Source organism: Cereibacter sphaeroides 2.4.1 (genome assembly GCF_000012905.2).
Classification (GTDB): Bacteria; Pseudomonadota; Alphaproteobacteria; order Rhodobacterales; family Rhodobacteraceae; genus Cereibacter_A; species Cereibacter_A sphaeroides.
Genome location: NC_007494.2, coordinates 884522 through 901831, shown reverse-complemented (window position 1 = coordinate 901831; position 17310 = coordinate 884522). Strand labels below are relative to the sequence as shown.

At 68.4% G+C, this 17310-nt stretch carries 17 protein-coding genes; 16 read left to right on the top strand and 1 reads right to left on the bottom strand.

Annotated elements, in window-relative coordinates; translation table 11 throughout:
- Nucleotides 1-61 precede the first annotated feature (61 nt).
- The 3 genes from RSP_RS19565 to RSP_RS19555 all read left to right on the top strand — a co-directional run bounded on the left by RSP_RS19565 (nucleotide 62) and on the right by RSP_RS19555 (nucleotide 1501).
- The gene (locus RSP_RS19565) at nucleotides 62-532 is read left to right on the top strand and encodes a phage tail tube protein (RefSeq protein ID WP_011339606.1); all 471 of its coding nucleotides are present in this window, start codon (nucleotides 62-64) and stop codon (nucleotides 530-532) included.
- 103 nt (nucleotides 533-635) lie between these two features.
- Entirely contained in the window at nucleotides 636-1076 is a 441-nt protein-coding gene (locus tag RSP_RS19560; RefSeq protein WP_017140289.1) for a hypothetical protein, read from the top strand.
- A 62-nt stretch (nucleotides 1077-1138) separates the two neighbouring features.
- The gene (locus tag RSP_RS19555; RefSeq protein ID WP_017140288.1) at nucleotides 1139-1501 is read left to right on the top strand and encodes a hypothetical protein; all 363 of its coding nucleotides are present in this window, start codon (nucleotides 1139-1141) and stop codon (nucleotides 1499-1501) included.
- On the opposite strand, the gene RSP_RS19550 is transcribed toward RSP_RS19555, so the two are convergent.
- Entirely contained in the window at nucleotides 1464-1961 is a 498-nt protein-coding gene (locus RSP_RS19550) for a YbjQ family protein (RefSeq protein WP_017140287.1), read from the bottom strand. The genes RSP_RS19555 and RSP_RS19550 overlap by 38 nt on opposite strands.
- 102 nt (nucleotides 1962-2063) lie before the next feature.
- On the opposite strand from RSP_RS19550, the gene RSP_RS19545 reads away from it, so the two are divergent.
- From RSP_RS19545 to RSP_RS19485, 13 genes are all read left to right on the top strand, one after another.
- Nucleotides 2064-7238, top strand: a complete 5175-nt coding sequence (locus RSP_RS19545; protein WP_011339602.1) for a hypothetical protein — start codon at nucleotides 2064-2066, stop codon at nucleotides 7236-7238.
- Nucleotides 7238-8128: a hypothetical protein gene (locus tag RSP_RS19540; RefSeq protein WP_011339601.1), complete on the top strand. Its 891-nt coding sequence runs from the start codon at nucleotides 7238-7240 to the stop codon at nucleotides 8126-8128. Before RSP_RS19545 ends, RSP_RS19540 begins: the two co-directional genes overlap by 1 nt.
- 15 nt (nucleotides 8129-8143) lie before the next feature.
- Nucleotides 8144-9628, top strand: a complete 1485-nt coding sequence (locus RSP_RS19535) for a pyocin knob domain-containing protein (RefSeq protein WP_011339600.1) — start codon at nucleotides 8144-8146, stop codon at nucleotides 9626-9628.
- A gap of 6 nt (nucleotides 9629-9634) precedes the next feature.
- Entirely contained in the window at nucleotides 9635-9952 is a 318-nt protein-coding gene (locus RSP_RS19530; protein ID WP_011339599.1) for a hypothetical protein, read from the top strand.
- Nucleotides 9953-9955: 3 nt separating this feature from the next.
- The gene (locus tag RSP_RS19525; protein ID WP_011339598.1) at nucleotides 9956-10282 is read left to right on the top strand and encodes a hypothetical protein; all 327 of its coding nucleotides are present in this window, start codon (nucleotides 9956-9958) and stop codon (nucleotides 10280-10282) included.
- Between the two features lie 218 nt (nucleotides 10283-10500).
- On the top strand, nucleotides 10501-10818 hold the full coding sequence (locus RSP_RS19520; RefSeq protein ID WP_011339597.1) for a phage holin family protein: 318 nt from the start codon (nucleotides 10501-10503) through the stop codon (nucleotides 10816-10818).
- A 254-nt stretch (nucleotides 10819-11072) separates the two neighbouring features.
- The gene (locus RSP_RS19515) at nucleotides 11073-11432 is read left to right on the top strand and encodes a hypothetical protein (protein ID WP_023004243.1); all 360 of its coding nucleotides are present in this window, start codon (nucleotides 11073-11075) and stop codon (nucleotides 11430-11432) included.
- Nucleotides 11433-11800: 368 nt separating this feature from the next.
- Nucleotides 11801-12607, top strand: coding sequence for a DNA adenine methylase (locus tag RSP_RS19510; protein WP_011339595.1), 807 nt, complete (start codon nucleotides 11801-11803; stop codon nucleotides 12605-12607).
- A gap of 54 nt (nucleotides 12608-12661) precedes the next feature.
- Complete coding sequence (locus RSP_RS19505; protein ID WP_011339594.1) at nucleotides 12662-13471, top strand: M15 family metallopeptidase; 810 nt, start codon at nucleotides 12662-12664, stop codon at nucleotides 13469-13471.
- A 12-nt stretch (nucleotides 13472-13483) separates the two neighbouring features.
- A complete protein-coding gene (locus RSP_RS19500; protein ID WP_011339593.1) occupies nucleotides 13484-13966 on the top strand; it encodes a hypothetical protein in 483 nt (160 codons plus the stop codon).
- 252 nt (nucleotides 13967-14218) lie between these two features.
- On the top strand, nucleotides 14219-14647 hold the full coding sequence (locus RSP_RS19495; protein WP_011339592.1) for a very short patch repair endonuclease: 429 nt from the start codon (nucleotides 14219-14221) through the stop codon (nucleotides 14645-14647).
- Between the two features lie 51 nt (nucleotides 14648-14698).
- Complete coding sequence (locus RSP_RS19490) at nucleotides 14699-16030, top strand: DNA cytosine methyltransferase (protein WP_011339591.1); 1332 nt, start codon at nucleotides 14699-14701, stop codon at nucleotides 16028-16030.
- Nucleotides 16023-16880 (top strand): hypothetical protein, encoded by an 858-nt coding sequence (locus RSP_RS19485; RefSeq protein ID WP_011339590.1) that lies wholly within the window; start codon nucleotides 16023-16025, stop codon nucleotides 16878-16880. The genes RSP_RS19490 and RSP_RS19485 overlap by 8 nt, the downstream gene beginning before the upstream one ends.
- Nucleotides 16881-17310 lie beyond the last annotated feature (430 nt).

Below are 17310 nucleotides of genomic sequence, written 5' to 3'. Positions count from 1 at the left end.
GCAACCGGGCCTCAGGCACCCCGCACCGCGGGCCGCGGCCCCCTGCCGAAAGGGCAACACCATGAACGATACCGTCACGCCGGGCATCGGCACGCTGATCTATGCCTCGACCGCGCTGCCCGCCGCCGCCACCGAAACGGCCTACGGGGGCCTCACCTGGACCGCGGTGGGCGAGGTCACCGAAGTGCCCGAATACGGCGGCTCCGCCGAGGTGGTGAACCACACGCCGCTCGCGACCGGCATCACGCAGAAATACCACGGCGCGGTGAACTACGGCTCGATGCAGATCCCGCTCGCCTTCAACAGCACCGACGCGGGCCAGGCCATCCTCGAGGCCGCGCGGAAGAACCGCAACCGCATCGCCTTCAAGATCGCCTTCCCGAAGATCGACCCGCTCTCGACCGAGGGGGCGGCCGATTACTTCCAGGGCAAGGTCTTCGGCTTCACCAAGAGCGCGCCCGCCAACGGCGTCGTCTCGGGATCGGTGACCGTCGAGATCGAGACCGAGCTTACCTCGGTCGAGGAGGCCTGAGCCTCCCCCCGGATCCCGCCCGGCGACGGGCGGGACCGGCCGCGGCCGGCGTGGGTCATCGGCGGCGGCCACCCCCTGAACCCGAACCCCAAGGATCATGGACATGGACTTCACCCAGTTCGACAGCCGCACCGCGGCCGAAACCGCCCGCCCGCTGCATCTCCGCCACCCGGCCACGGGCCGGCTCCTCTTCGCCGACGAGGCCGAAGCGAAGCCCTGCGAGGTGCTGGTGCTCGGCTCCGAGAGCCGCGCCGCCCAAGCCGCGATCCGCGCCGCGCAGAAGGCACGGCTGAAGACCGACCGCGACGACGAGCGCCAGACCATGGAGGAGGTCCATGCGAACCTCGTCGCCGCCGCAAAGCCGCTGGTTGCGGGCTTCCGGAACGTGAACCGCGGCGAGGCGCCCGCCGGCCCGGCCGATGCCGAGTGGTTCCTGAACCTCAACCTGATCACCGGCCGCGAGGGCGAGAAGAGCTTCGTCGAGCAGGTCATGGGCTTTGCCACCAGCCGCGCGAACTATCTGGGAAACGGCTCGCCCGACTGACGCTCTATGCGCGTCAGACGGGCTTCCTGCAGGCCACGCCGGAGACGGCGAAGCGGACCCGGATGGAAGATCTGCGGGCGGCCCGGCGGCCGCTCGGCCTGCCCGAGATCGAGGCCGGCAAATATCTGATCGCCTGCCTCACCGCCGAGGACGGTCTCGGCTGGTGCGCGACCGACCCGATGGGCGGGCTCGCCCCGCATTCCTGGGCCGAGATCGAGGCCTACAGCCGCGGGGCAGGCCTCGACCTCGAGCCCTGGGAGGCGCGCCAGCTCCGCGCCATGTCGGCCGCCTACGTCGAAGGCCGGATCGAGGGTCGGAAGAAGAACGGCGTGGCGCCGACCTTCTCCGGCGGAGAGGCCGCCCGGAAGCGCGAGCTGGCTCAGGCCATCAGGGCGCAGATGCGGCTGGCGCAGGCGCCAGCGTGACCGCGGTTCCGGTCGCGACGACCATCACCATCGAACTGTGAATTGCGCCAGCCGCGATTTGAGAATGCGTGAATGAGATCGCTATAACCGCGTCCGCCCCAAGCTCTGAGGCTCTGGTTTTGATATCTTCGAGTGCATCTCTGCGGGCGTCTTGAAAGGCCTTCTCCAAGGTGACGCTCTTTCCGCCGGCGAGGTCGCGGACAGCGACAAACATGTCCTTGAAGGCGTTGAGCCCGAATACCCGTTCTGACGAGACGATACCGAGCCTCTGGATTACCGGCAAATTTGGCGCCGTCTCGGTCGTCAAGATAATCGCATCCCTTTGCTTTTTGCGGGTCGCGGCTTCCTGGGCCGAGGCCCTCTGATCGTCCTCAAGGGATTCCTGTCGGCACCTCCGACATTGGCCGTCAATGACGTCAAGAAATCCGGTCTTGTGGCCGCATGTTTTGCAGACGGGCATTCAGGCTCCTCCGGGCAGATCGACGTTCGCACCCTCCGCGGGGGGTGCTCCAAACGCAAGCTCCTCAAAATTCTGCAATGCAGGAAAGAAACGGCTTTCCCAATGTCAGCATCGAACATGGGCGCCATGCGCGCCACCCTCGGCCTCGACGTCTCGCAGTTCGAGAACCGGGCTCAGTCCGCCGGCCGGACGGCAAAGCAGATGTCCGACGCCATGGCGCGGGCGTTCGAGGTTGCGAAGGCCTCCGCCATGGGCGGCGCCCGGAGCTTCGAGGAGCTGCGGGCCTCGATCGATCCGACCTTCGCCGCGACGCAACGCTATGCCGCCATCCAGCGCGAGCTTGCGGGGATGGTGGAGAGCGGTGCCGCCAGCCAGCGGGCGGCGAACCTCGTCCTCGAGCAGGCCGCCGCGAAGTACATGGGGGTGGAGACGGCGGCCGAACGGACGGCACGGGCGCAGCGGGAGACCTCTGCCGCGGCGGATGCGGCCGCCCGCGGATATACCTCGCTCCGGGCGCAGGTCGATCCGCTCTATGCGGCCTCGAAGCGGTACGAGCAGGCGCTCGAGACGCTGAATGCGGCGCAGGCGGCGGGGGTCATCGGCGATCAGGAACGCGCGCGGACGCTCAAGCTGCTCGACGCCCAGATGATCTCGGCGGATCGCGCGACGACGGCGGCCACTCTAGGCATCGGTCGGTTCACGCCCGCGATCACCAATGCCTCGTTCCAGGTGCAGGACTTCGCGGTGCAGGTCGCCTCGGGTCAGTCGGCGATGATCGCCTTCACCCAGCAGGCGCCCCAGCTTCTCGGCGCCTTCGGCTTCTCCGGGAAGCTGGCCCTGATCGGGGCGGGCCTCGGGACGATCCTCGCCATCGGCGCAGCACTCGTTCCCGTGTTCCAGCGCATGGCCGCCGGGACTGCTGGGCTGAAGGAGAAGATCGACGATCTGACGAAGTCGGTGGACGGCTACAAGAGCGCCTCGGAACGCGCCCACAAGTCGGCCATGGAACTCACCGCCGAGTTCGGCGCCAACGCCGCGAGCGCGCGGGAGGCCTATGCCGCCCTGCAGAGCCTCGCGCAACTCACCGCTGTTCAGGATCTTCGCAAGGCCATGGAGGGCATCGGGGATGCCATTCCTTCGTCCTTCGGTCGCCTCATATCGCAGCTGGATGCCACGGGCCGCGTCGGGGCGCAGGCTGCCGCCAACCTCCGCACTCAGTTCGGGCTGACCGCGGAGGAAGGGAAGCGCCTCGCGGAAGCCATCCACGCCGTGGGAGCGTCCTCCGGCCCCGAGGAGGCGGCAAAGCGCGCGGCCGACCTTCATCGGACGATGGTCGACGTGTTCGGAGCGGTCGAGGCCATTCCGCCCGAGTTCCAGACCCTCGCGCGCCTCGCGGCCGAGGGCAATGTCGCGGCCCTGCAGTTGCTCGGGACCATGAACGGTCTCACCGGCAGCATTTCCTCTGCGGCATCGGAAGCGGCGCGGCTGGCGGCAAACCTCGGCTCCGCGGCCAACAGCGCCGCGGCGGAGGCCTCGCGCCAGATCTCGATCGTCGACGCGCAGATGGCCGCGATCCGCGCCGGCCAGGACGAGGTGATCGCGGGCAAGCGCGCAGCCATCGAACTTGATAGGCAGGCCTATGTGGCGGCGAAGATGGCGGCGGGCATGGATGCGGACCGCGCGGAGTCTCTCGCGTCGCAGGTCTTCGCCTCGCAGGAGATCCTCGCCGTCCGGGAAGAGGAGCTGCGGGCGATGCAGAAGGCCCGCTCGGAGGCCGAGAAGGCCGCCAACGGAGGCGCGAAGGCGGCTGCGGCCGAGGCGAAGGCTCTCGACAAGAGCGCCCGGAAATATCTCGAGATGATCGACCCGATGGAGAAGTATCGCCGGAAGCAGGCCGAGCTGAAGAAGCTCCTCGATGCCGGCAGGATCTCGGCGGACCAGTATCGGCGGGCCCTGGCGGAGATCGCGGCCGAGATGGGCGAGAACAACCCCGTGTTCGAGGAGTTCCGCAGCGCCGTGGGCTCTGCCGTCGACTGGATGCTCGACGGCTTCCGCGGCGGCTTCAAGGGCCTCCTCGACATCGCGAAGAACACGCTGCGACAGATCATCGGCATGTTCATGACGAACCGGATCACGCTCTCGCTCGGCCTGGGGGTCTCTGGCGCGGCCGCAGGTGCGGCCGGGGCTGCCGTCGCGGGCGCCGGCGGCATGGGCACGCTCAGTGCGCTCGGCGGCATCGCGAGCGGGATCAATGCGGTGCTTGGCGGCATCGGCGGCGCGCTTTCCGCCTTCGGCACCGGCGCCTGGGGCGCGCTCTCGAACTTTGCAACGGGCGGCCTGTCCGGCGGCCTGGCCTATATCGGCAGCTCCCTGAACTTCGCCACCAGCGGTCTCGCGGGCTTCGCGCAGGCGGCGGGCGCCATCCTCGGCCCCATTGCCGCGGTGGCGGCGGCTTTCTCCTTCTTCGGCTCGAAGACGAAGCTCCTCGACGCAGGCCTGCGCGTCACCGTGCGCGAGCTGAACGCGATGGTGGAGAGCTACAGGAAGGTCGAGAAGTCCCGGTTCGGCGGGCTGTCGAAGTCGCGGCGCACGAGCTATGGCCTCGCCGACGGCGCGGTGGCGGGCCCCATCGTCAAGGCCGTGGGTCAGATGCAGGCCTCGGTCATGGATGTGGCGGACACGCTCGGCATCGGGGCCGAGGCCTTCAAGGGCTTCGCGGCCTCGGTGAAGTTCTCGACCAAGGGGCTCTCCGACGAGGAGATCGGGGCGAAGCTGCAGGAGAAGCTGACCGAGCTCGGCGACAACTTCGCCGCCCGCGCCTTCGGCTATGTCGGGAAGAACGACCAGGCGATCCGGGACCTCGAGAAGCGGATCGCCGAGGGGACGTCCGATGCGGTGGTGACCGGGCTCAAGGGATCCATCGGCGACCGGCTTCTCTCCGCCTTCTTCGGCCGGAAGCAGCAGGGCGATCTGGCCGAGCTGATCGCGGGCAACACGCTCGTCTCGACCCGTCCCGAGCTCGCCGCTCTGGTCAAGGAGGGCGAAAGCTTCGTCGAGGCCCTGCAGCGGCTGAGCGCGGCCATGTCCGGGGTCAACGGCGTCATGGACACGCTGGGGCACAGCTTCCGCGCCGTGGATATGGTGACCGCCGGCATGGCCTCGGATCTGGCCGCGCTCTTCGGCGGGCTCGACGGGCTCGTCTCCGCCACCTCCTCCTATTACCAGGCCTTCTATAGCGAGGCCGAGCGGATGGAGACCGCGACCCGGCAGGCGACCGAGGCGCTGGCCGAGATGGGCGTGGCCCTTCCGCAGACCCGCGCCGAATATCGCCGGCTGGTCGAGGCGCAGGATCTGACCACCGAGCGCGGTCGGGAGCTTTATGCGGCCCTCGTCGGCATGGCCGGCGTCATGGATCAGATCCTCCCGAGCGTCGCCGGCCTCTCGGCCGGGCTGGCGGGGCTCGTGGGCACCATCTCCACGGATCTCGACGGCATGATCTCCGGCGCGGCCGAGGCGCAGCGGGCGGCGGCCGCGGCGGCGAAGGGCTGGTATCAGGTCACGGTGGCGCTGCGCGATTACATCGGCGACCTGCGCTCGGCCGCGTCCGAGCTGATCTCGCCCGCGGTCGCGGCGGCGCAGTCGCAGGCGCGCTACCAGACCATGCTGGCGAGCGCGATGGCGGGGGATCAGGAGGCGGCCAAGGCCGTCTCCGGCGCGGCCTCGGCCTATATCGACGCCGTGCGCGGGCAGGCCCGGTCGGCGGTGGATGTGGCGCGCGCGCAGGCGCAGGTGCTCTCCGACCTGCAGCTCCTGCAGGGCGTGACCGGCCTCGAGGGGGCGAAGGAGGATGTGCTGGCCAGCCTCTATCGGGAGCAGGTCGATCTCCTGACCGAGGTGCGGGACTATCTGACCGGTGGCGAGGCGCTGAAGCCCGAGCAGATTGCGGCGTTGAATGCTCAGCTGGGCTCCCTCGAAGGCGCCATCGCCGCGGCGAAGGAGATCTCCTACGCCGCGCTCCGCGAGCGGATCGATGTGACCGTGGGGCTGACGGCGACGGCCGCGATCCCGGCCGACCTGCGCCGCATCCTGAAGAATGCCACGAGCGGCGTCGAGGTCTCGCTCGACATGGTGCTGCGGCGGATGGATCTCTCGCTCGATCTGGTCTGGATCGCGGCGAAGGCCTCGTCCGACCACCTCGCGCGCATCGACTTTCTGGCGAAGACCGACGCGCTGCCCGACGATCTGCGCGCGCTCGCCGCCGTCCGCGTGGCGCAGTCGGTGCGCAGGCTCGCGCTGGTGATGGACAGGCCCGCCTCCGATCTCGGCATGGCGGAACTCCTGAAGGCCCTCGGCGCCCAGGGCGGCCGGATCACGCTCGGAGGCTCCTTCGCCTTCGACCCCTCGACCGGCTTCTCGACCTGGTTCGAGAGCACCACCCGAACCACGCTCACCGCCCCCATGGGCGCTCTGCGCACCGCGCTCGACGATCTGAGGGCCGCGATCCTCGCCCAAGAGCGCGCGGCCGGGCAGCGCGAGCGCGGAGCGGCTCTCTCGGCCTTCGCCGGAGGCCTCGCCACCAATGCCGCCGGCGACATCCTCGCCACCGACAAGCAGATCATGGCGATGGCGGCCAAGGCCGGGATCTCGACCGATGGCAAGACCATCGGGCAGGTGATGCGGGCCGTCGAGGGCTTCTCGCCGCTCGACGGGATCGAGACGATCCGCCGGCTGCCGGGGAGCCTGAAGGACTATCTCTGGGGCCTCTTCCAGCAGCGGCAGGGCCGGATCCCGCTCGATACCGCCGATTACCTGCGGCTCTACCCGGACGTGGCCGCGGATGAGTACGGCTACGACCCGACCATCCACTACCGCAACCACGGCCGCGAGGCGATCCTCGCTGGCCTGCGGCCGTTCCGGCCGGAGGTGTTCGACTGGTCGGCCATCGGCCTCGACGTCCCGGGCTTCGCCGCGGGCGGGCTCCATGCGGGCGGCCTGCGCCTCGTGGGCGAGCTCGGGCCCGAGCTCGAGGCCACCGGCCCGAGCCGCATCCACAGTGCGGGGCGGACCGCCGACATCCTCGGCGGCGCCGCCATGGGCGCCTCCGAGGTGGCCGGGGCCGTGCGCGACCTGCAGGCCGAGCTCGTGGCTCTGCGGGCCGAGCTCGCAGAGATGAAGGTCTGGGCTCGCAAGGGGGCCGAGGCCTCCACCGCCACCGCGAAGGACCTGCGCCGGATCGGAACGGTGGGGGTGCGGATCGACCCGACGGAGGCCGTCTGATGCGGATCATCCTGCCGACCCCGGTCACGCCGGCGGCGCTCCTCGCGAGCAATATCCCCGAGGACGATCATCCCGCCTGGGGCGCAGGCGTAACCTATGCCCGCGGCGCCCGCGTCGTGGCCCATCACGGCGTCTGGGAGAGCGTGGCCGACGGCAACACGGGTCACGATCCGGCGGCGGATGCGCTCGGCAGCTGGTGGCTCCGGATCGGGGCCACCAACCGCTGGCGCGCCTTCGACGAGCGGATCGGCGGCCAGACGGTCGGCGGCCCCACCATCACCTATTCGATCCGGCTGCCGCGCACGCTGAACCGCCTCGCCTTCTTCAACCTCGATGCGGCGTCCCTCCGGGTGAAGGTCACCACGCCCGCGGGCGCCACGATCCACGACCGGACGGAGGATCTCGTGGCCCGCGATCCGGTCGGCACCTTCTGGGAATATGTCTTCACGGAGTTCGCCTTCACCCCGAATGTGATCGTGGCCGCGCCGCTGCCGGCAGGGGCCACGCTCGACATCACGGTCACGGGGGGCGCCGTCACCCGCGTGGGCGAGATCGTGATGGGCCGCGACACGCCGGTCGGCACCACGGTGGCCGGCACCGGCCTCGGCCTCGTCGATTATTCCGTGAAGCAGCGCGACGAATGGGGCGGGCTCTATATCGTGCCGCGCCCCGTCACCCGCACGGTCTCGCTGGCCTTCCAGGTCCCGCTCGAGGGCGCGGCGCGCGTCCAGTCGATCATGGAGCGGGTCTCGAGCCGGCTCGCCGTCTTCTACGCGGGCGAAGGGGTCGACCTCTGGGGCACCACCGTCGCCGGCATCCTCCGCGATTACGACCTGACCCTCGGCCATGCCATCTGCGACGGCCGCGCCGAGGTCGAGAGCCTCGCCTGACGCAAGGAACCTGCCATGGACTTCTTCTCTCCCCCGCCGACGCCGCCGAACAGCGGCAACCCCGGCACCTTCAACGACGATGCCGACGCCTTCCTCGGCTGGTTCCCGGCCTTCGTGGCCGAGCTGAACGCGCTGCTGCCCTATCTGACCGGCGCGGGCTTCGGGGACGGCACCGCCGCCGCGCCGGGCCTCGTCTGGAAGGGCGATCCCGACACCGGGCTCTTCCGCCCGGGGAGCAACGCGCTGGGGATCGCGGCCGGAGGCATCCTCCGGCTCACGGTCTCGGCCCTCGCGCTCACCTCGACCGTGCCGCTCCGGGCGCCGCTCGGGACGGCGGCCGCGCCGGGGATCTCGTTCGAGACCGATCCGAACACCGGGATCCGGAGCGACGGGGCGGACGTCCTGCACTTCATCACCGGCGGCGCCACCCGCGGCTTCTTCTCCACCACCCACTTCCAGTCCACCCTGCCGGCCGTGGTGCCCGTCGGGGCGGCTGCAACCCCCGCTCTCACCTTCGCGGGCGATCTCGACACCGGCATCTTCCGGGCCGCGGCGGACCTGCTCGGGATCGCGACCGGGGGCGAGGAGCGGTTCCGCATCGGCTCCGGCCGCGCGGCCTCGCTCGTGCCGTTCAGCGTTCCGGACGGGACGCCGACCTTCCCCGGTCTCACCTTCAACGGAGAGGTGGGTTCGAACACCGGCTTCTTCCTCGCGGCCGAGAACGAGCTCGGCGTCTCCTGCCAGGGGACGGAACGGGCGCGGTTCACGCCCTCCGGCATGCAGCTGCAGGGGCTCATGACCGGCACGGCCGTGACCCAGAGCGATCTCGACACCACGCCCGGGCGCCTCCTGAAGGTCGGGGATTACGGCCTCGGCGGCACGGCGCGCCCGATCCCGGGCAACGATGCGGACCAGATCGGGGCGACGGGCTTCTATCAGGTCACAAGCGCCACGCTGAACCGTCCGGCCGGCATGAGCGTCGGCACCCTGCAGCATATCCAGCACGGAGCGAACCGGGCGGTTCAGATCGCCTATCCGCAGACCGCCAGCGACACCGGGCGCTGGTGCCGGTCCAAGGATACCACCTGGGGCGACTGGTTCCTCACCTACGATCAGCGCAATATCGTGGGCGCCGTCAGCTGGGCCTCCGGCTTTCCGCGCGGAGGCATCATCGAGAAGGGCGAGACGGCTGGCGCCGAATATGTCCGCTTTGCGGATGGGACGCAGCTTTGCCGCCTGGTCCAGACCGGCGTTCCGGGTCCGGCCACGCCGCATGGGCCGCTCTATCGCACCGAATGGCAGACGGTGACGCTGCCCGTCGAGTTCGCGAGCGGGGCCCTGAACGGCCATTGCGTGACCGGCGGCTGCCGGGGCGGCTCGGTGATCTCGCTCCTCGGCCGGCCGGGGGCCTCGAACGTCGCCGCCTACATGCTGCTGGCGCCGACGTCCTACGCGTCGACCCAGGTCGTCGATCTTCTCGTCACCGGTCGCTGGAGGTAACCCGCCATGATGCGCATTCGCATGGTCCCGCTTCGGCGGATGTATGAGCTGACCCTGTTCCGCGTGCAGGGGGACACCCTGATCTGCAACGACATGGTCTACGACTTCAGCGGCGTCGAGGAGGGCGACGTGCTGCCCTGGGACGCCATGGACAACACCTGGGTCACGAGCAACGTCACCCGGGTCGACGGTGTCCTCGAGTTCGAGGTGGTCTTCCCCCACGGCTATTACGGGGACCTGCCCTTGCCGAACCCCGGCACCATCGAGGTCGAGGATCAGGATATCGAGATCCCGCCCTACCTCCCGCCGTCCGGGGAGGGCTGACCCATGACCGGAAAGAGAGCAGTGATGACAACCGCGACCATCGACTACAGCAGGCTCATCAAGGCCCGGGACATCAAGGCTCAGCGCGACCTGATCCCGGCCGAGATCAGCCTGCTGCAGGCCATGATCGTGATCGGCGAGGAGAAGTGGGCCGAGGCCATGGCCATCGCGGAGGATGCCGCCTACCCCTGGGCGATGCGGGCGGCGCTCCGCGGCGCGCCGGTGCTCGTCCGCGGCTCGGAGACGACGGACACGCTGGCCTTCCTCCTCGGCCTCTCGCCGGAGGAGACCGACCGGCTGTTCGTTGAGGCCGCAGAGGTGAGGCTGTGAGCCCGGTCCGGTTCAACGCGGGTCGCTGACGCGCCGGCCGACCGCGCCGCCTGTCGCCAGCCGTTGCGCGAAGTGCCGAGGCGGCTGGGCCCCGGCTGGGATCGCCGGGTCCGACCCGCCGGCCGACCGGGGCACCCTCCCGATCATCATGACGGGACCCGGCCGCCTCCGGCCGGGCCGAGACCCGCGCGACGAGCGCGCACAACAGGAGCGGCGCGATGCCGGAAAAGGGACTGATCGACACCATCACGGCGCTCTGGGGCGGGGCCATCGCCACGCTGATCGCGGCCGCCATGGGGCGCCTGATGTATCACACCGGCGAGGTCCGCGCCCGCCGCCGCGCCTTCTTCGGCCGCGAGCTCCTCTGGGAGATCCCCGCCCTCGTCGCCATGGCCTTCGTGGGCGAGGCGCTCAGTTCGTATCTCAGCCTCGATGGTCGGGCGGCGATGGGCCTCGTCGCGATGCTGGCCTATCTCGGGCCGAGGGGCACCACGGCGATGCTGGAGCGGCTCTGGCGGGGACGGAGTGCGGGGTGAAGCGCCAGCGACAAACCGGCACATCTGCCTCCGCGACTGCGGCCCTGCCGCGCCGAAGCGTTCGCCGGATACTGTCAGCACAGGCTGAATTCCTTCGACCGAGCGGGACGTTAGCGCCAGCGCTCGCCGGGCCGCCGCAAACTCCGCCCGTCCATACCGGAACGAGAGAAAAGGCCGGCCACGGTTTCGCCACGGAGGTAACGAACTTTTGACCCGCGGATGAGAAAAGCCAATCTCTCGAAGTGGAGAACATGATGAAAAGCAAATACGTGGCTGCCGTCAGCCTGATGATCCTGCTTGCGGCATGCGCGAAGCAACCTGACCGCATCGCTGCCGTGGAAGTCGGAGGCGACAACTACTCTCGGCATAACTGCCGCCAATTGGCGAGCGAGCGGATGGCGATCTCTCAGGATCTTGCCAATCTGAGCGCAAAGCAGAAGTCCGCGGCCAATGGGGATGCCTGGGGGGTCTTTCTGCTCGGGCTTCCGCTCTCCAGCATGTCCGGAGGCGATCAGGAGGCCATGATTGCCATCGCGAAAGGCAAGATTCAGGCAATCGACCGGCAAGTGGTGGCAAAGGGCTGCCCCGTGAGCCGCCCGTTGACCCAGGACTGATCTCTCGGCTTTCGTGCCACCGCTGGCACCAGCAGCGAAGGTGCGGGAACCTCACGCCTGAGGCTCCCGCACAGAACCTCCATCAGCGTCGCCGCCTGCGATCACGATGTGGCCGCCGTCTCAGGTGGCTCGAGCGCTTGCGGGGTTTGATCCCCGCTATTCCCCAACGCCCCAAACTTCGACAATCCGAGCTCGGCGCGCCCTTTCTCAGGGCGCCCGCAGCGCCCCTCAGGCAGGGGCCGGGCTGCGTCAACAGCCCGAACCACGCGGCCAATGTGCAACCAGCGACCGCGCCAGCCTGTCCGAAGCCTTTCAGACTGCCTGCCACCCCTCGCGAGGGCAGGCGCCTTGTGAGGCAGAATCACCTTATGAAACAAGTACCTCCCGCCGCCCCGGTTGCCCCCTGGCTCGGCGGCAAGAAACGTCTCCACCCGCTCATCCTCGAGCGGATCGAGGCCATCCCGCACCGCGCCTATGTCGAGCCCTTCGTCGGCATGGGCGGGATCTTCCTCCGCCGCCGCTTCCGGCCCCGCCTCGAGGTGATGAACGACCGCAACGGCGAGATCATCAATCTCTTCCGGATCCTGCAGCGGCATTACCCCCAACTCCTCGAGATCATGCGGTTCCAGATCTGCAGCCGGCGCGAGTTCGATCGGCTGCGGCTCACCGATCCCGCCACGCTCACCGACCTCGAGCGGGCGGCGCGGTTCCTCTACCTCCAGCGCCTCAGCTTCGGCGGCAAGCCGAACGGCAGCTTCGGCATATCGCCCGGCAATGGGCCGCTCTTCTCGCTGGCGCGCCTCGAGCCGCTCCTCGACGCCGCCCGCACGCGGCTCGATGGCGTGGTCTTCGAGTGCCTCGACTGGGCCGACCTCATCCCGCGCTACGACACAGCCGAGACGCTTTTCTATCTCGATCCGCCCTACTTCGGCGGCGAGAACGACTATGGGAAAGGTCTCTTCGACCGGGCGCAGTTCGCGCGGATCGCCGAGATCCTCGGCAGCCTCAAGGGCGCCTTCCTCCTGTCGATCAATGACACGCCCGAGATCCGGGCGCTCTTCGGCCGGTTCCATCTCGAGCCGGTGCGGCTGAATTACTCGGTCTCCGCTGCAGGCAGCACCGAGGCGCAGGAGCTCCTCGTCTCGAACCGCGAGCGGATCGCGACCCTCCTCTGAAAAACCCCACCAGTCCGACCACCCACGCCCCGCCCTCGCGCGGGGCTTTTGCATATGGAGAAAGACGTGACGACATCCGACATCCAGCGGCTGCTCGCGGCCGCGGGGCTCTACCGAGGCGCCATCGACGGCGATGCGGGGCCGCTGACCCAGGCGGCCGCAAGGGCGGCGCTCGAGGGAGAGCCGGTACCTTGGCGCGCCTGGCCCTCCCGCCGGCAGCGGATCGCGGCCGGCCAAGCGGTGCTGGCGCGGCTCGGCCATGCGCCGGGAAGGATCGACGGGCTCCTCGGGCCGAACACCCGCGAGGCGCTGACCGCATGGGCCTCCGGGCCGGTGCGCGCCGCCGTCGACCGGGTGCCGCTGCCGGGCCATGCCGTGGCCGATGCCCAGGGCGCCTATCCCCGGCAGGAGTCGGTCGCGACCTTCTACGGCGTGGCGGGCGGCCCCGACTGCACGGCCGGGATCGTCGAGCTGCCGATGCCGTTCCGCCTGGCTTGGGATCTCAATACGAGCATCACGAGCTTCCGCTGCCACAGGCTGGTGGCGGCGCCCATGGCGCGGATCTTCAGCGAGGCCGTGGCCCACTACGGCGCGGCCGAGTTCGAGCGGCTGCGGCTGAACCTCTTCGGCGGCTGCTTCAACCACCGGCCCATGCGCGGCGGCTCGGCCCTCTCGATGCATGCCTGGGGCATCGCCGTCGACCTCGACCCGGAGCGCAATCCGCTCCGCTGGGGCCGCGACCGGGCGAGCTTCGCCGCGCCCGCCTACGAGCCCTTCTGGACCATCGTCGAAGCCGCCGGCGCCACAGGCCTCGGCCGCGCCTGCAACCGCGACTGGATGCACTTCCAGTTCGCCCGCCTCTGAAGGAGAGAACCCATGTCCCTGATCTTCATCCTTGCCCTCGCCCTCTGCGCGCTCGCCTTCATATTGCTCATCGGCTGGCCGCTGGTCGCTGCTCTGGCGCGGTTGGCCGCTTCGACGATCTCGGCCTCGATCCTCGCCACGCTCGCCGGGCCCGCCGCCGCCTCGACCGGTAGCGACCTGCTGACCGCGCTGACGCCGAGCCTCCTCGATCTCGCTGGCGTAGCGCTGACCGCGCTGATCGGGCTCGCGACCGTCCGCTTCCAGCGCTGGACCGGGATCCAGATCGAGGTCCGACATCGCGAGGCGCTGCACTCGGCGATCATGACCGCTGCACGGGTGGCGGTAGCGCAGGGGTTGACGCGGGAGGTCGCGACAGAGTTTGTCGCTGCCTATGCCCGCTCCTCGGTGCCCGACGCGCTGAAGCGCCTGTCGCCCTCGTCCGAGACGATGGATGCGCTTGTCCGCTCGAAGCTGCTCGAGGTCCGCGGACGCTGATGGCCACGCTGGCAGGCGACCTGATGCGCGCGCCAGCCGTGCCCCTTCCACGGCCGCACCGCTGCGACCGGTCATTGCGTCGCGAAATATGTACAGAGATTTCGGCGGGCCTCGGACGGATAACGCACCAGGGTCGTGGCTTGAAGCACAGGTTGCAGGCCGGTAGCAACCGTCACCTTCACCCGCTCATCGTTGAGCAGATCTTCCGCCGGGCGTACATAGCGCTCAACACAGCGAGCAATGGTGAGCCGAATGGCAGACACGAGATCTCCGGAGCAACGCCGGCAGATCATGCGGGCGGTGGGGACCAAGAACACGGGCCCCGAGCTCATCGTGCGCTCGTTGCTGCACGCAAAAGGCTATCGCTATCGACTCCACGCGAGGTCTCTGCCCGGACAACCGGACATAGTCTTCCCAGCCCGGCACAAGGCCATCTTCGTGAACGGGTGCTTCTGGCACGGACACGACTGCGCAAAGGGGCGGTTGCCGACCTCTCGACTGGACTACTGGGGCCCGAAAATCGAGGCGAACGTCGCACGGGATCGCAGGAAGCTCTCCGAGCTCGAGGCGCTCGGCTGGCAGACGCTGGTCGTCTGGCAGTGCGAACTGAAAGACATCGAGCGCGTGGGATCGCGGTTGTGCGCATTCCTCGGGCCGACGAAAACCGATCGACAAGCATGATGCGGTAGGCTAATCTGCAGTCCGATCCGCGCCAGCCGAGGAAGCAAACCTTTGAGACCTATTGGAATCGACCTGTTCGCCGGCGCAGGAGGCCTGTCGCTCGGCTTCGAGCAGGCGGGCTTCGACGTTGCCGCTGCCGTCGAGATCGATCCCGTGCACTGCGCCGTGCACAAGTTCAACTTCCCCGACACCGCCGTAATCCCGCGGTCGGTCGTGGGGCTCACGGCCGAGGAGATCCGCGAATCCGCCGGCATCGGGAACCGCCCCATCGACTGTGTCTTCGGTGGGCCGCCCTGCCAAGGCTTCTCCTTGATCGGGCACCGCGCCCTGGAGGATCCACGCAACAGCCTGGTGCTCGAGTTCGTACGCCTGGTGCGGGAGCTCGATGCACGGACCTTCGTCTTCGAGAACGTCAAGGGGCTGACGGTTGGCTCCCATCGGACCTTCCTCAGCGAGCTCGTCGCCGCATTCGGCATGGCGGGCTACGATGTTCGCTTGCCTTGGAAGGTTCTCGATGCGGCGGACTACGGAACGCCGCAGCATCGGCAACGCCTTTTCCTCATCGGAGCGAAGCGAGGCGAGACGCTTCCCGAGATCCCCCCGCCCCAGACGAATGCAGCCGACGCGCGAAAACCGCTCGCTCACCTTCCTGGCGGCCCGACCGTTCGGGACGCGATCGAGGACCTTCCCGATGCAGATCGGTTCGCCTCGCTCGTGGAGAGCGACGCTGTTCGGACCTCTGCCATGGGCGAGCCGTCTACCTACGCGGCCGAATTGCGCTGCCTGAACAACGATGCCTGGCATTACGGCTATCCCCGGAACTGGACGCCGACATGGATGACATCCAGCGCGCGCACGGCCCATTCGGAAATTTCTCGCCGGCGCTTCCAAGAGACCCCGCAAGGGGCGGTTGAGCCGATCAGCCGCTTCTACAAGCTGGCACCGGGCGGCCTTTGCAACACTCTGAGGGCAGGCACTGACGGTGCCCGGGGGGCCTTCACCAGTCCTCGGCCGATCCACTACGAGTACAACCGCTGCATCACCGTGCGCGAGATGGCGCGGCTTCACGGGTTCCCCGATTGGTTCAGGCTCCACGCCACTAAGTGGCATGGCGGAAGGCAAGTCGGCAACTCCGTGCCGCCGCCCCTCGCCCGCGCGGTCGCCTCCGAGATAGTCCGAGCACTGGGCGTCGCCCCGGAGCGGCCTGCGCGTGCAATCGATTTGGGAGAGCCCTCGTTGCTCTACATGGAGATGTCGGAAGCGGCGGAGCACTTCGGAGTGGCAGCGCCGTCCTCGCGGCGCGACCGAAAGAGCGGCGCAAAGAAGCGCAAGCAGCACGAGATCGAAGCGGCGCGTGTCCAATTACGTGTGGTAAATGGCTGATCCTGAACCCGAGAACGTTTCGGCAGAAGCCCAGGCGGCCGTCACTTCCGCCGAGCCGAAGACATTGAACGCCTATCAGGCGATCATCGTCGACATCTTCCAACGGTTCTATCGGCCGGGCATGGAGGAGTTCGAGTTCGGCCGCGAGGAAATCTACGAGGCCGCCGTCAGGACGGGCGTCAAGGCCCCCAAGAATCTCGGCGACGTGATCTACACGTTCCGCTACAGGCGCAGCCTGCCAAAGGCGATCCTGGATTGTCAGCCTACGGGCCGCTTTTGGCTTATCCTCGGCGCCGGCGACGCCCGCTATCGTTTCCGCCTCAGCAAGCTCTGCTACATCGAGCCGACACCCGGACTGCTCGTCAGGAAAATCCCCGACGCGACCCCCGAGATCATCGCTCAGTATGCGCTCGGCGACGAGCAAGCGTTGCTCGCGAAGGTGCGCTACAACCGGCTCATCGACATATTCCTGGGTATCACGGCCTACAGTCTGCAAAACCATCTTCGGACGAAGATCCCGAACTACGGGCAGATCGAAATCGACGAGCTCTACGTCGGCCTGGATTCCAAGGGCGCTCAGTTCATCGTCCCCGTCCAGGCCAAGGGTGGCAGCGACCGGCTCGGCGTGATTCAGACAATTCAGGACACGATCTTCTGCCGAACTGCCGAACGATACCGGCATTGCGTGGCCCGGACTGTATCTGCTCAATTCATGGGCGACGACGTCATCGCCATGTTCGAGCTCTACTTCGACGAACATGACGTCTCGATCGTGCAGGAGAAACACTATCGACTCGTTCCGGCACGCGAGATCACCGGCTCGGACTTGGGCATCTATCGTTTGTCCTGACAAGATTGTCGTCGCCCCAAGCGCAACAAATAGACAACGAGGCTGGCTGCCTTGTGCCACAAACGCACGTCCCGCCTGCGGCTGCGATGCCGCAACCTCTTATACCGCTTTCCGCACTCTGCGAAGGCGCCTAGCGTCTTGACGCGTCCCGTACGACCGGCAGCTAGGGGCTGTCTGCGGTCTTTCGCCGCCCTGCGCTCGGAGGGCGGCGATGCGCAGGAACCGGACTTCCGCTGCTAGGTGGCCGAGCGCGGCAAGATAGCGCACCCGGCCCATAGCCGCCGGTCGGGGTCGTTTCATGCTGCGTGGCAGCACTTTCCGAAGCCGCCGTTCAGGCGGTGCCGCAGCAAAGCACCTGAACACGATCGCAGATGCTGTCAGGCTTACTGCTCTTCGCCTCCGTCAAGCTACCTGCGATTTGAAACACGGC

Coding starts and splice junctions, on each gene's coding strand:
- RSP_RS19565 (WP_011339606.1), top strand. CDS start 62: ATGAACGATACCGTCACGCCGGGCATCGGCACGCTGATCTATGCCTCG.
- RSP_RS19560 (WP_017140289.1), top strand. CDS start 636: ATGGACTTCACCCAGTTCGACAGCCGCACCGCGGCCGAAACCGCCCGC.
- RSP_RS19555 (WP_017140288.1), top strand. CDS start 1,139: ATGGAAGATCTGCGGGCGGCCCGGCGGCCGCTCGGCCTGCCCGAGATC.
- RSP_RS19550 (WP_017140287.1), bottom strand. CDS start 1,961: ATGCCCGTCTGCAAAACATGCGGCCACAAGACCGGATTTCTTGACGTC.
- RSP_RS19545 (WP_011339602.1), top strand. CDS start 2,064: ATGTCAGCATCGAACATGGGCGCCATGCGCGCCACCCTCGGCCTCGAC.
- RSP_RS19540 (WP_011339601.1), top strand. CDS start 7,238: ATGCGGATCATCCTGCCGACCCCGGTCACGCCGGCGGCGCTCCTCGCG.
- RSP_RS19535 (WP_011339600.1), top strand. CDS start 8,144: ATGGACTTCTTCTCTCCCCCGCCGACGCCGCCGAACAGCGGCAACCCC.
- RSP_RS19530 (WP_011339599.1), top strand. CDS start 9,635: ATGATGCGCATTCGCATGGTCCCGCTTCGGCGGATGTATGAGCTGACC.
- RSP_RS19525 (WP_011339598.1), top strand. CDS start 9,956: ATGACCGGAAAGAGAGCAGTGATGACAACCGCGACCATCGACTACAGC.
- RSP_RS19520 (WP_011339597.1), top strand. CDS start 10,501: ATGCCGGAAAAGGGACTGATCGACACCATCACGGCGCTCTGGGGCGGG.
- RSP_RS19515 (WP_023004243.1), top strand. CDS start 11,073: ATGAAAAGCAAATACGTGGCTGCCGTCAGCCTGATGATCCTGCTTGCG.
- RSP_RS19510 (WP_011339595.1), top strand. CDS start 11,801: ATGAAACAAGTACCTCCCGCCGCCCCGGTTGCCCCCTGGCTCGGCGGC.
- RSP_RS19505 (WP_011339594.1), top strand. CDS start 12,662: ATGGAGAAAGACGTGACGACATCCGACATCCAGCGGCTGCTCGCGGCC.
- RSP_RS19500 (WP_011339593.1), top strand. CDS start 13,484: ATGTCCCTGATCTTCATCCTTGCCCTCGCCCTCTGCGCGCTCGCCTTC.
- RSP_RS19495 (WP_011339592.1), top strand. CDS start 14,219: ATGGCAGACACGAGATCTCCGGAGCAACGCCGGCAGATCATGCGGGCG.
- RSP_RS19485 (WP_011339590.1), top strand. CDS start 16,023: ATGGCTGATCCTGAACCCGAGAACGTTTCGGCAGAAGCCCAGGCGGCC.